The 12,288-nt window shown below is 63.2% G+C and carries 14 protein-coding genes and 1 pseudogene; 9 read left to right on the top strand and 6 right to left on the bottom strand.

Going from position 1 to position 12,288, the window contains the following annotated elements:
* Positions 1–8: 8 nt before the first annotated feature.
* Positions 9–968: an NAD(P)H-binding protein gene (locus tag A3AU_RS01000000134890; RefSeq protein ID WP_245235409.1), complete on the top strand. Its 960-nt coding sequence runs from the start codon at positions 9–11 to the stop codon at positions 966–968.
* Here the strand turns inward: A3AU_RS01000000134890 and A3AU_RS0103815 are convergent.
* On the bottom strand, positions 937–2,205 hold the full coding sequence (locus A3AU_RS0103815; protein ID WP_027051616.1) for an IS256 family transposase: 1,269 nt from the start codon (positions 2,203–2,205) through the stop codon (positions 937–939). The genes A3AU_RS01000000134890 and A3AU_RS0103815 overlap by 32 nt on opposite strands.
* Before the next feature lie 161 nt (positions 2,206–2,366).
* On the opposite strand from A3AU_RS0103815, the gene A3AU_RS0103820 reads away from it, so the two are divergent.
* Together A3AU_RS0103820 and A3AU_RS0103825 are read left to right on the top strand one after the other, a co-directional pair.
* Entirely contained in the window at positions 2,367–2,711 is a 345-nt protein-coding gene (locus A3AU_RS0103820; RefSeq protein WP_245235410.1) for a DoxX-like family protein, read from the top strand.
* On the top strand, positions 2,708–3,187 hold the full coding sequence (locus A3AU_RS0103825) for a DUF2269 family protein (RefSeq protein WP_027051618.1): 480 nt from the start codon (positions 2,708–2,710) through the stop codon (positions 3,185–3,187). Before A3AU_RS0103820 ends, A3AU_RS0103825 begins: the two co-directional genes overlap by 4 nt.
* Positions 3,188–3,223: 36 nt before the next feature.
* Here A3AU_RS0103825 and A3AU_RS0103830 read toward each other — a convergent pair whose 3' ends face one another.
* Positions 3,224–3,850, bottom strand: coding sequence for a glutathione S-transferase family protein (locus tag A3AU_RS0103830; RefSeq protein ID WP_027051619.1), 627 nt, complete (start codon positions 3,848–3,850; stop codon positions 3,224–3,226).
* A gap of 73 nt (positions 3,851–3,923) precedes the next feature.
* Positions 3,924–5,135 (bottom strand): NADP-dependent isocitrate dehydrogenase, encoded by a 1,212-nt coding sequence (locus A3AU_RS0103835; RefSeq protein WP_027051620.1) that lies wholly within the window; start codon positions 5,133–5,135, stop codon positions 3,924–3,926.
* Between the two features lie 216 nt (positions 5,136–5,351).
* Here A3AU_RS0103835 and A3AU_RS0103845 point away from each other — a divergent pair, with 216 nt between their 5' ends.
* Positions 5,352–6,272 (top strand): RNA methyltransferase, encoded by a 921-nt coding sequence (locus A3AU_RS0103845; RefSeq protein WP_027051621.1) that lies wholly within the window; start codon positions 5,352–5,354, stop codon positions 6,270–6,272.
* Complete coding sequence (murI, locus tag A3AU_RS01000000134895) at positions 6,265–7,116, top strand: glutamate racemase (RefSeq protein WP_032916777.1); 852 nt, start codon at positions 6,265–6,267, stop codon at positions 7,114–7,116. Before A3AU_RS0103845 ends, murI begins: the two co-directional genes overlap by 8 nt.
* On the opposite strand, the gene A3AU_RS0103855 is transcribed toward murI, so the two are convergent.
* Positions 7,060–8,442, bottom strand: a complete 1,383-nt coding sequence (locus tag A3AU_RS0103855; protein WP_027051622.1) for an RNB domain-containing ribonuclease — start codon at positions 8,440–8,442, stop codon at positions 7,060–7,062. The genes murI and A3AU_RS0103855 overlap by 57 nt on opposite strands.
* A gap of 88 nt (positions 8,443–8,530) precedes the next feature.
* Here A3AU_RS0103855 and A3AU_RS0103860 point away from each other — a divergent pair, with 88 nt between their 5' ends.
* Positions 8,531–8,713, top strand: coding sequence for a DUF3008 family protein (locus A3AU_RS0103860; RefSeq protein WP_027051623.1), 183 nt, complete (start codon positions 8,531–8,533; stop codon positions 8,711–8,713).
* A gap of 109 nt (positions 8,714–8,822) precedes the next feature.
* Here the strand turns inward: A3AU_RS0103860 and A3AU_RS0103865 are convergent, their stop codons facing one another.
* Both A3AU_RS0103865 and A3AU_RS0103870 read right to left on the bottom strand, forming a co-directional pair.
* On the bottom strand, positions 8,823–9,011 hold the full coding sequence (locus A3AU_RS0103865) for a hypothetical protein (RefSeq protein WP_027051624.1): 189 nt from the start codon (positions 9,009–9,011) through the stop codon (positions 8,823–8,825).
* 229 nt (positions 9,012–9,240) lie between these two features.
* Positions 9,241–9,438, bottom strand: a complete 198-nt coding sequence (locus A3AU_RS0103870; RefSeq protein ID WP_027051625.1) for a hypothetical protein — start codon at positions 9,436–9,438, stop codon at positions 9,241–9,243.
* A 373-nt stretch (positions 9,439–9,811) separates the two neighbouring features.
* Here A3AU_RS0103870 and rpsD point away from each other — a divergent pair, with 373 nt between their 5' ends.
* The 3 genes and pseudogenes from rpsD to A3AU_RS1000000136765 all read left to right on the top strand — a co-directional run bounded on the left by rpsD (position 9,812) and on the right by A3AU_RS1000000136765 (position 12,268).
* On the top strand, positions 9,812–10,429 hold the full coding sequence (rpsD, locus tag A3AU_RS0103875; RefSeq protein WP_013895883.1) for a 30S ribosomal protein S4: 618 nt from the start codon (positions 9,812–9,814) through the stop codon (positions 10,427–10,429).
* 135 nt (positions 10,430–10,564) lie between these two features.
* A complete protein-coding gene (gene ttcA / locus A3AU_RS0103880; protein WP_027051626.1) occupies positions 10,565–11,452 on the top strand; it encodes a tRNA 2-thiocytidine(32) synthetase TtcA in 888 nt (295 codons plus the stop codon).
* Positions 11,442–12,268, top strand: a pseudogene (locus A3AU_RS1000000136765) (inositol monophosphatase family protein). The gene ttcA and the pseudogene A3AU_RS1000000136765 overlap by 11 nt, the downstream one beginning before the upstream one ends.
* The last annotated feature ends 20 nt before the right edge of the window (positions 12,269–12,288 follow it).

Below are 12,288 nucleotides of genomic sequence, written 5' to 3' on the forward strand. Positions count from 1 at the left end.
GCCATGACATGAAAATTCTCGTCCTCGGCGGCTATGGTTTGATCGGGGACGCTGTCGTTGGCCGTTTGCTTCGCGACGGTCACCATGTGACCGGTCTCGGTCGTGATATCAGGGATGCGCAACGGCGCCGGCCGGCGGCTCGCTGGATCGCGGTAGACATGTCGAAACTGCTTGCCGCCGAGGACTGGCTGCCGGTGGTCGCGGGCATGGACGCGGTGGTCAACGCGGCAGGCGCGCTGCAGGACGGTCCGCGCGACCGCCTCGACGCAGTCCACCGGGGCTCGGTGGTGGCACTCGTGGCGGCCTGCGAACAGACTGGTGTGTCCCGCTTTGCGCAGATCTCGGCGGTCGGCGCCGATCTCTCTTCGGCTGATGTGTTTTTCAGCACCAAGGCGCAAGGCGACAAGGCTGTCGCAAGTTCTTCGCTGGAGTGGACGATCCTGCGCCCTGGCCTGGTGATCGCGCCCGCCGCCTATGGCGGGACGGCACTGCTGCGTGCCCTTGCGGCATTTCCCGGTTTCATTCCGGCCGTCATGGCGCGACAGCCGATTCAGACCGTGGCGGTCGCTGACGTCGCCGAAGCCGTCTCGCGCGCGGTCACCGGATCGCTGCCGTTCCGTTCCGTTCTCGATCTCGTCGAAACCGAAGCGCGCTCGCTCGCCGATGTTCTCCTGGCCTTTCGCGGCTGGCTTGGCCTGCCACGGGTGAGGGTCGTGCCGGTGCTCGCCATTGTCGGCAGGCTTGCCTCCGTCCTTGCCGACGGCCTTGGCCGGCTTGGCTGGCGCTCGCCCTTGCGCAGCGCGGCCCTTGCCGCGCTGGCACGCGGCGTCACTGGCGACGCAGAGCCCTGGAACCAGGCCGTCGGCCAGCCGCTGCAACCGCTGGAGGCTACGCTGGCCGCCATGAGCTATGCTGGAATTTGGGTGACGAGGCTGATCAAGCGGCGCTCTGCGGCTTCATTTCGATGACCTCGATCCCGTCCTGGAACCTGGCACCTGCGAGCAGTTTCGGCAACTGATTTTGTCCCTTCAATCGACGCCAGGATTTGGCGGCGGCCATGACGAGCTTGAAGACCATCAGCCTGGCGGTCTTCGACGACAGGGATCCCTTCGTGCGCACCGTTCGGTGGCGAACGGTGGCAAAGACGCTCTCTATCGGATTCGACGTTCGCAGATGATCCCAGTGTTCGGCGGGGAAGTCGTAGAACGCCAGCAACGTCTCGCGATCCTTCGTCAGGCAGTCGACCGCCTTGTTGTACTTCGTGCCGTATTTCTCGGCGAACACATCGATCGCCATTTCGGCTGCTGAGCGTGTCGGCGCGCCGTAAATCTCGCGCAAATCCGTCTTCATGTTGGCCTGCACCGAGAGCGGCACCTTGTTCAGGACGTTGGCTGTCTTGTGCACCCAGCAGCGTTGGTGCCTGGTGCCGGGAAGGAGCTCGTCGAGCGCCTTCCAGAAGCCGAGTGCGCCGTCGCCCACGGCAATATCGGGCGCGATCTTCAGGCCACGCCGCTTCACGTCGACCAGCAACTCGCGCCAGCTTTGCGCACTTTCGCGAATGCCGGTCTGGAAACCGACGAGTTCTTTCCTGCCCTCGGGCGTGGCGCCGATCAGGACCAGCATGCATTCGGCTTGGTCTTCCATCCGCGCCTGCAGGTAGACCCCGTCCGCCCACACATAGACATAGCGGCGCGCCGAAAGATCGCGCTTTTGCCAACGCTCATAATCGGCGTTCCACTCTGCCGTCAGCCGCGTGATCACCGAGGGTGACAGGTTCGGCGCGTCCTTGCCCACAAGCGCGCTCAGCGCTTCCTGAAAATCGCCCGTCGAAACGCCGCGCAGGTAGAGAACGGGAAGCAGCGCATCCAGACTTCGCGTCCGACGCGCCCATTTCGGCAGGATCGATGAGGAGAACCGCACCCGGTCCGCTTCGCCGTTCGCGCCGCGATCCCGGACCTTCACCCGGCTGACAGGCACCGGCCCGATCCCCGTCTGGATGCTCCGCTCCGGGGCGTGACCATGCCGGACAATCCGGTCACGACCATCGGCAAGCTTGAGATCCTTCATCTCGGCAAGAAACGCCTCGGCTTCCATCTCGATCGCCTGCGCAAGCAATTTGCGCGCGCCGCTGCGAAGCACATCTGTCAGGGGATCATCGATTTCGTCGGGCTGACGAAGGCGAACAATGTTGATAGTCTCGTTCATGGCGTATCGCTCTCCTTGAGAGGTTCTGGCAGGCTTCATCACCCGCCTCGATACGCCGCTCTCCTCAAACCGTCATCACCCAGTTTCCGCCATAGCTCGCCGCCATGCCGGCCCACGTTCAGGAGCGATGGTTCGCCCGGCTTTGGTTGCTGAAGCCGATCGTGTTCGCGGTTCTTTCGCTGTTCTGGCTGGTTTCCGGCGTTGTCGGCCTGGCCAGGCTGGATGCGGCTGCCGACATTCTGGTCTCGCATGGCCTGTCGCCAACGCTTGCGCTCGCAATGGTTCTTGCCGGAAGTGTCGCCGACATCGCTGTCGGGGTCGCGGTTCTCGTGCGGTCCTTCGCGCACCTTGCGCTGGTGGCCATGATTGCCATCACCTTGCTTTATCTTGTCGGGGCGACCGTGTTTGCACCCGATCTGTGGCTCGATCCTTTGGGCGCCATCATCAAGGCCGTGCCGGCGCTGTGCCTTGTCCTCGTGGCGTTGGCGATCCTGGAAGAGCGATGAACCTTTGGCTCGACACTCTGCGCTGGCTGCATGTCATCGGCGCCACGGTTCTCTTCGGCACCGGCGCCGGCATAGCCTTCTTCATGCTGATGGCGCAGCGCACCGGCCGCGCCGATATCGTTGCCCATGTTGCCGGCACGGTCGTCATTGCCGACACCATTTTTACGGCAATGGCCGTCATCGTCCAGCCGAGCACCGGTGTGCTGTTGGCGCAGGCCGTGGGTTGGCCGCTCTCCGAAGGCTGGATCGTGCTGTCCCTGCTGCTCTATGTCGTGACCGGCCTGTTCTGGCTGCCGGTGGTCTGGATTCAGATCCGGATTCGCAATATGGCGCGGCAGGCGGCCATCGAGAATCGATCCTTGCCGCCTGAGGAAAAGCGCCTGTTCCGCATCTGGTTTGCGAGCGGCTTCCCGGCTTTCGCCGCCGTGCTTGCCATTCTCTGGCTGATGGTCACCCGGCCCGGGATAGGGCTTTAGCCGATCGCTTTCAGCCGGGCCCGTCTGGCCGGCTGCTCAATCTGCCTTTTCGGTCTTGGCGAAACTCGCGCGTTCGGCCATTCGCGCATACCAATCCTCAATATCCGCAAACCGCGCCAGCAGGCTTTGCCCCTCGGCGACCTTGACGAAATAGCCGATGATCGGCGCCGCGTGCAGGTCGGCCAGCGTCAGCTGGTCGCCGAGCAGCCATGGTCCCGGGGCTTTCAGCGAAGAGAGCGTCCGGAGCGCCGTGCTCGCATGCGAAAGCCCGCTGGCGATCATCGCCTCGTCGGGCGCCTCTTTCTCCAGCCGCTCGACGGCGACATCCCAGACCATCGATCGGTAGGCATAGGCATCAAGCATGCCGATAATCTGATTCATCCGCGCGCGGGCACGCGGGTCCTTCGGCTGCAACGCAGGGCCGTCGAAGGCCTCGTCGGCATAGCGTGTGATTGCACCGGTCTCGAACAGCCGAAACCCGTCATGCTCGAAGGCCGGGATGCGGCCGAACGGGTGATGTTCGAGATACCAGCCAGGGATGCCGTCGGCGGCAAAGACATCGACCGGCACGAGCTCGTAGTCGATGCCTTTTTCCTCCAGCGTCATCCGCGCGATGCGCACATAGACGCTATGGTCCGCGCCATAGAGGATTGGCTTGGTCATCGGTCACGGCCCCTTGCCTTCTCCCAAAAGAAGAAGGCTCCTCGCGGAGCCTTCGGTATGTCGAAAATCCAGATTACGCCATCGCTTTCTGCAAATTCTCGTCGATCTTGTCGAGGAAACCGGTGGTCGACAGCCAGGGCTGGTCCGGGCCGATGAGCAGCGAAAGGTCCTTGGTCATGAAGCCGCTCTCGACCGTCTGGATACAGACCTTCTCCAGCGTGTTGGCAAAGCGCGTCAATTCGGCATTGTCGTCGAGCTTGGCGCGGTGCGCGAGGCCGCGTGTCCAGGCGAAGATCGAGGCGATCGAATTGGTCGAGGTTTCCTCGCCCTTCTGGTGCTGGCGGTAGTGGCGGGTGACGGTGCCGTGCGCGGCTTCCGCTTCCACCGTCTTGCCATCCGGCGTCATCAGCACCGAAGTCATCAGGCCGAGCGAGCCGAAACCCTGCGCCACCGTGTCGGACTGCACGTCGCCGTCATAATTCTTGCAGGCCCAGACATAGCCACCCGACCATTTCAGGGCGGAGGCCACCATGTCGTCGATCAGGCGGTGCTCGTACCAGATTTTCTTTGCCTTGAACTCGGCCTCGAATTCAGCTTCGTAGACTTCCTGGAAGATGTCCTTGAAGCGGCCGTCATAGGCCTTGAGGATGGTGTTCTTGGTCGACAGGTAGACCGGATAGTTGCGCAGCAGGCCGTAGTTCAGCGAGGCGCGGGCGAATTCACGGATCGATTCGTCGAGATTGTACATGGCCATGGCGACACCCGAGCCGGGCGCGTCGAACACGTCGTGCTCGATCACCTGACCGTCCTCGCCGACGAACTTGATCGTCAGCTTGCCCTTGCCGGGGAAGCGGAAATCGGTGGCGCGGTACTGGTCGCCGAAGGCATGGCGGCCGACGATGATCGGCTTGGTCCAGCCGGGCACCAGGCGCGGCACGTTCTTCATGATGATCGGCTCGCGGAAGATGGTGCCGCCGAGGATGTTGCGGATGGTGCCGTTCGGCGACTTCCACATCTTCTTCAGCTTGAACTCCTCGACGCGCTGTTCGTCGGGGGTGATCGTCGCGCATTTCACGCCGACGCCGTATTTCTTGATGGCGTTGGCCGAATCGATCGTCACCTGATCGTTGGTGGCGTCGCGATGCTCGATGCCGAGGTCGTAATATTCGAGCTTCAGGTCGAGATAAGGGTGGATCAGCTTGTCCTTGATGAACTGCCAGATGATGCGGGTCATCTCGTCGCCGTCGAGTTCAACGACCGGGTTCGCCACCTTGATCTTCGCCATGGAAAGAATGCCTCGTTGCTGGGATATGGGACGGCCTTGCCCGCGTGGCGTTCGGCCGGGGGATGCCGCCCGTATATCAAAGCGCTTTTGGCCGCGCAAACGGCGATCGGTCACGAATGTGAGGCTGTCGCCGCCATCATTTGCGAATGCTTCATTTTCGCGGCCGAATATGGCAGGGGACGCTGAAATGCCGCAAACAGCAGTTCATTGACAATCATGCCCGTCACCAAAGATCCTGAGCGCATCCCATCCGCCGGCCCGGCCATCATCCTCGTCGAGCCGCAGCTCGGCGAGAACATCGGCATGGTTGCACGCGCCATGGCCAATTTCGGCCTGGCCGAACTGCGCCTCGTCAACCCGCGCGACGGCTGGCCGAGCGAAAAGGCGCGTGCCGCCGCTAGTCGTGCCGACCATGTCATCGACGCCGTGAAGGTGTTCGACGATCTGGCCTCGGCGCTTGCCGACCTGAATTTCGTTTTCGCCACCACCGCCAGGCAGCGCGACGGCTTCAAGGCCGTCCGTGGGCCGGTCGAGGCGGGCAGGGTGCTGCGATCCCGTCATGGAATGGGGCAGCGCACCGGCATTCTGTTCGGCCGCGAGCGCTTCGGCCTCTACAATGACGAAGTCGGCCTTGCCGACGAGATCGTCACCTTTCCCGTGGATCCGGATTTCTCTTCGCTCAACATCGCCCAGGCCGCCCTTCTGATGTCCTATGAGTGGATGAAGTCGGGTCTGGAGGACGAGACCAAGACCAATTTTGCCGGCCCGGAGATGAAGCCGGCCAGCAAGGAAGAACTGCACGGCCTGTTCGCCTATCTCGAAGGCGCGTTGGAAGCGCGTGGCTATTTCCGGCCGGCGCCGAAGAAGCCGAAAATGGTCGACAATCTGCGCGCCGTGCTGACGCGGGCCGGCTTTGCCGAGCCGGAGCTCAAGGTGCTGCGCGGCATCATTTCGTCACTGGACAGGTTTTCGCCGGCCATGCCTCGCGGCGACGGTTCCCCGGGCGACGATCCAAGGCGGCTTCCGGCCGCCGCCGCGCGCGCCGGCAAGGCCGAAGCCGAGCGCCAGACGCATCGGCCTGCCGGTGACGATGAGGACGCGCCGCCGCTGGGCGGCATGGGAACCGACAATGACTGACCAGCCGATCCTGATGTTCGATTCCGGCGTCGGCGGGCTGACCGTGTTGCGCGAGGCGCGCGTGCTGATGCCGGATCGGCGCTTCATCTATGTCGCGGACGATGCGGCTTTCCCCTTTGGCGCCTGGGAGGAACCGGCGCTGCGCACCCACATACTCGATCTCTTCGCCAGACTGCTCGACCGGTTTGCACCGGCGATTTCCGTCATTGCCTGCAATACCGCCTCGACGCTGGTGATCGATGCGTTGCGCGACAGATTTCCCGGCCACCCCTTCGTCGGCACTGTGCCGGCGGTCAAGCCGGCGGCGGAGCGCACGCGCTCTGGCCTGGTTTCGGTACTGGCGACACCGGGCACGGTGAAGCGGCAATACACGCGCGACCTGATCAGCAAATGGGCGCAGAAATGCCATGTCCGCCTGGTTGGCAGCGACAGGCTGGCGGGACTTGCCGAAGTCTATATGCGCGAGGGCTTTGTCGACGAGGAAGCCGTGCGCGCCGAGATCGCGCCCTGTTTCATGGAACATGACGGGCGCAGGACCGACATCGTCGTGCTGGCCTGCACGCATTATCCGTTCCTGGTCAACCGCATGAGAAAGACCGCGCCCTGGCCGGTCGACTGGATCGATCCGGCCGAGGCGATCGCCCGGCGCGCCCTTTCGCTGTTGCCGCCGATCGAGCCGCTGTCGCAAGGCGAACCCGACATCGCCGTCTTCACCTCAGGCAAGGCGGATTTCGCCGTCAGCCGGCTGATGCAGGGCTTTGGACTGGTCGCGGAAACATCCGCCCGCTCAAACAGCCTCGAAGGCGATGCTGCGTTGATCCGGGTCGGCCAGGACCAGCCTTAGCGTGAGACCGTCGCCCTGTCTGAGCCCGGAGGCCTTTACGGTGGCAACGACAGGCATATCGGCAAGCTGAACGCGCACGCCATTCTCGACGAAGTCGGTGGCAACGGCCTTGAACGTTTCCCCCTCGCGTCCCCTGAGCATCACCGCCTCGGCAAGGTCGATGGCCGCATGGTTGATCTGCGAGGCACGGGCATCAGCGCGCCCCATCACCTTCGGCAATCCGGTGAACGCCTCGGTCACAGCCTGCGGAACCGGCAGGCCATTGGCGATAGCCAAAACGCAGCGCACGACGTAGCGATCGGCCAGCCGCCTGAGCGGCGCGGTGGCGTGGGCATAGGTTGCCGCCATCGCCTCATGCCAGGGAACGACGCCTTCCTGATAGGGGTGGTAGGAGGCGCCGTTGCCTGCGCGGCGGATTTCCAGCATCAGCGCGGCCTGTTTCGGATCGGTTGGATCAAGCGTCCGCTGATAGTCGCGCAAGTCGATGGAGGCCGGCCAGGACAGCCCGAGAGCCTGTGCCGCGTTGCGCAATCTTTGCACTTTGGACGCATCCGGCCCGGACATCACCCGGAACAACCCGGTCTTGTGCGCCAGCATGGCGTCGGCAATCGCCATGTTGGCAGCCAGCGAGAGCGCGGCGTTGTCCTGCTCGGTTTGCAGCACCGGCCTGAACGAAAGCCGGAATGTGCCATCGGCGAGCCTTTCCACCTCTTGCTCGGGCGGGTCTACGCGCGAAGCGCCGCGGCGCTCTTCGTTTGCCGCCATGCGCCGCGCCAGTTCGGCGAAGCCGGGCGGGACGTCGGAGGCCTTTACGCTGTCATAGGCGAGCTTGGCGCGGCTTTGAATGATGGCCCGCTCCGCCCCATCCAGTTTCACCGCACCGTCCTCGGCGACCCGGACGGTGAAGATGACCGCCGGACGTGGTCCATCCGGCAGCAGGCTTGCCGCACCTTCGGCAATTGTCGGTGGGTAGAGCCCGGCCTTGCCGTCCGGCAAGTAAAGTGTCTCGCCCCGCGTCCAGGCTTCGCGATCGATGGCGTCGCCGTCCTCGACGAACCAGCCCACGTCGGCAATGGCGTAATGCAGCAGAAGATCACTGCTGCTCGCCTCGATCGAGAACGCCTGGTCGAGATCGGTGGAGGCCGCTGGATCGAGCGTCACGAACGACATCGCCCTTCGGTCGGCATGCTGGTTCGGCACTCGTCTGGCCGCGGCCTCCGCCGCGGCCATTACGTCAGCCGGAAACCCATCCGGCACGTGGAATTCGGTGCGGATTTTCGCCAGGCCGGTCGAGAGGGCTTGTGAGGGGTCTGTCAGGGACTTCATGCCGCCGTCCTACACTGGCGCTCTGGACACGGGAAGGGAACCGCCGCCGAAGCGCGGCGTTTCTCGTGACAGCAAAGGAGAAACCGTCATGCCAGCCACCTCGAAAGCCCAGCAGAAAGCCGCCGGCGCCGCTCTCTCCGCCAAGCGCGGCGAGACGAAGAAGAGCGAACTCAAGGGCGCATCACGCGATATGTACGAATCGATGAGCGAGAAACAACTGGAAGAATTCGCCGAGACCAAGCGCAAGGGTCTGCCGGAGAAGAAGTCCTAAGGCATGTCGCCCAAAAGTGGCCCCTTTTGGGAGAATGACATGCGTAAAAACAAAGAGCTGAAGCGCGGCCCATGAATTCGTTCAGACGCGACGCGCTGTAGCGCGGCCATTATTGATGGTGGTGGAAACAGCGCTTCACCTTCGTCGTCACATTGTGTACGCGGCCGTTGCGCCAGACCCGCCTGGTGACCGTCTGCCAGTGACAGTCCTTTTTTGCGCCGGCGACCGCCAATTCCGGCGAAACAAGTACGGTCGAGCCTGCAAGCAGCGCGACCAAAAGCAAGGCTGCGGTCTTCATAGGGCTGCTTCTCCATTGCGGACGCTCGATTTCTAGCGAATTGCGGCGATCCTCCCCAATCACGAAGTCGGGAACGTCAGTGGATGTGCTGGCTGAGCCTAAATTAGGCGTCGTTCGCTTCGTGGTAGGCAGCCGTTCAATGCGAAAGGGCCAGCGACGGATCGCTGGCCCTTCCTGGGATCTTGGTATCTTCCAAGATATCAAAGCATGGTCCCGGCCAGAGCCGGTTTCACCAGCGGTGGCAGCGCCGTATCCTCTCGACGATCACCTTGCGGTGGCCATGCCGCCACACCACTCTCTTCTTCACGATGATACGGCAGACTTGTTTGTGGCCGTGCCAGTGACGCGCCATGGCCGGTTCCGGCGCCACCGCCATCGAACCTGCAAGCACCGCAGCGCCCGCCAAGGTAAGGAAAAACTTCTTCATGCTGATTGGTCTCCTCTAGCGACAGATCCCTTCCTGGTGCCGTTGGCGCAAAACCTCCCGCTACATCCGGCATCGCTCAACGTCGTGGACGCTATAGGGTTGCGTTGCGCTGCGCCACTCACAAGCTTGACACCGGTTAAATCTCGGTTTAACCAGCCGCCAACGCCGGGCAGCGATGTCCGGTGTTTGTTTTATATGCGCAAGACCGGTTGCCTTGGTTCCTGGTCTTGTTTGAACTGACGTGTCCCGTGGGTTTTCCGCCGCGTTGCGTGGGAAAGCCCTGTCAGGTCTCGAAAACGGAGGCCAGAGGAGGGCGCGTTTCCTTCACCCGGACCATGAGGTGCCGGGTGTATTGTCTTGAAAAGGGAATGCGATGAGCAAGCGCGAATCCGCGAAATACAAGATCGACCGCCGTCTCGGCGAAAACATCTGGGGCCGCCCGAAGTCCCCGGTCAACAAGCGTGAATACGGCCCCGGCCAGCACGGCCAGCGCCGCAAGGGCAAGCTTTCCGACTTCGGCCTGCAGCTGCGTGCCAAGCAGAAGCTGAAGGGTCACTATGGCGACGTTTCGGAAAAGCAGTTCCGCAAGGTCTATGAAGAGGCCGACCGCCGCAAGGGCGACACCTCGGAAAACCTGATCGGCCTGCTCGAGTCGCGTCTTGATGCGGTCGTTTACCGCGCCAAGTTCGTGCCGACCATTTTCGCAGCGCGTCAGTTCGTCAACCACGGCCACGTCAACGTCAACGGCAAGCGCGTCAACATCGGCTCGTACCGCTGCAAGCCGGGCGACGTCGTCGAAGTGCGTGAAAAGTCGAAGCAGCTGGTCATCGTGCTCGAATCGGTCGGCCTCGCCGAGCGTGACGTGCCGGACTACATCGAAGCCGATCACAACAAGATGGTCGCGACCTTCTCGCGCATTCCTGGCCTGGCGGACGTTCCGTTCGCCGTCCAGATGGAACCGAACCTGGTCGTCGAATTCTATTCGCGCTAAGCGAACGCTTTTCCGCGATACCGAAAGGCCGCCCTTCGAGGCGGCCTTTTTGTTTCGTACTTCCGCTTTGCCGTTTCGATTCTCCGGCCGATGCGCTAATCCGGGCGGACATTACATTCCCGGGGCCGCCGCGCCATGAACATGCAGCCAGACATAGAGACGCTCGAGCCGGTCGCCGAAGGCGGCTCCCATCCGCTGTTTGCCGATGTGCCCTCCTCGGTCGAGTTCAACAAATTGCGCAAGCGGCTGCTGCGCCTGACGCGTCAGGCGATCGAGGACTTCTCGATGGTGGAACCGGGCCAGCGCTGGCTGGTCGCCCTGTCGGGCGGCAAGGATTCTTACGGCCTGCTTGCCTTGCTGCTCGACCTCAAATGGCGCGGGCTGCTGCCGGTCGAACTCTTGGCCTGCAATCTCGACCAGGGCCAGCCGAATTTCCCAAAACACATCCTGCCCGACTATCTCAACGCCAACGGCATTGCGCACCGCATAGAGTACCAGGACACCTATTCGGTGGTCACCGACAAGCTGCCGCAGGGCAGCACTTATTGCTCGCTCTGCTCGAGGCTGCGGCGTGGTCATCTCTACCGCATCGCGCGCGAGGAGGGGTGTTCGGCGCTGGTGCTCGGCCATCACCGCGAAGACATCCTCGAAACCTTCTTCATGAACCTCTTCCATGGCGGCCGTCTCGCCGCCATGCCGCCAAAGCTGCTCAACGACGAAGGCGACGTCATGGTGCTGCGGCCGCTGAGCTATTGCGCCGAGATCGACCTCGAAAAATTCGCCGTGGCGATGCGGTTCCCGATCATCCCTTGCGACCTCTGCGGCAGCCAGGAAGGCCTTCAGCGCAACGCCATGAAGGCGATGCTGGACGACATCGAGAAGCGCATGCCCGGCCGCAAGGACACGATGTTGCGTGCGTTGTCCAACACCAGGCCGTCGCATCTGCTCGACAGGAAGCTGTTCGATTTCGCCGCCCTGAACCAGACCCTCATCACAGGACAAGACCCATCCGATGACATTTGACGATACCGCGATTGACTGGCTGGCCAGCCTGCTGGCCGAGGCCGCCGACACCGAGATCATGCCCCGCTTTCGCCGGCTGGGCGATGGCGACATCAGACAGAAGACCTCCGCCGCCGACCTGGTTACGGAAGCCGATGTCAACGCCGAGCGGCTGATCACGGCCAGGCTGCGCCGGCGCTATCCCACGGCCATGGTCGTCGGCGAGGAAGCCTGTCCGACGATCCGGCGCTGCTCGATGGTCTGGGCGATGCCGACCTGGCCTTCGTCATCGACCCGGTCGACGGCACCTTCAATTTCGCCTCCGGCGTGCCGCTGTTCGGCGTCATGCTTGGCGTCGTGGTCAAGGGTGAGACGGTCGCCGGCATTATCCATGATCCCGTCGGCAAGGACTGGCTGATCGGCGCCAAGGGCGCCGGCAGCCATATTCGCCATGCGCATGGCACGCTGGAGACGGTGCGGGTTGCGGCGAGCGCACCGATCTCCGAGATGACCGGCGCGGTCTCCTGGCAATACATGGCCGAGCCTGATCGCACGCGGCTCGCCTGCAACCAGACCAAGACGCTGTCGCAGTTCAACTACCGCTGTGCCGCCCACGAATACCGTTTGCTGGCGAGCGGCCATGGCCATTTCGTCGTCTACAACAAGCTGATGCCGTGGGACCACCTGGCCGGTGTGCTGATCCATGCCGAGGCCGGCGGTCATGCCGCGCGCTTCGACGGCAGCGCCTACCTGCCGTCGCATGTCGGCGGCGGCCTGCTGGTCGCTCCCGACCGGGAGAGCTGGCAGGAGTTGCGCCGCGAACTGTGGGCCAAATAGGATTGATTCCAGCGCCGGTG

Source organism: Mesorhizobium erdmanii USDA 3471, assembly GCF_000472705.1.
Classification (GTDB): Bacteria; Pseudomonadota; Alphaproteobacteria; order Rhizobiales; family Rhizobiaceae; genus Mesorhizobium; species Mesorhizobium erdmanii.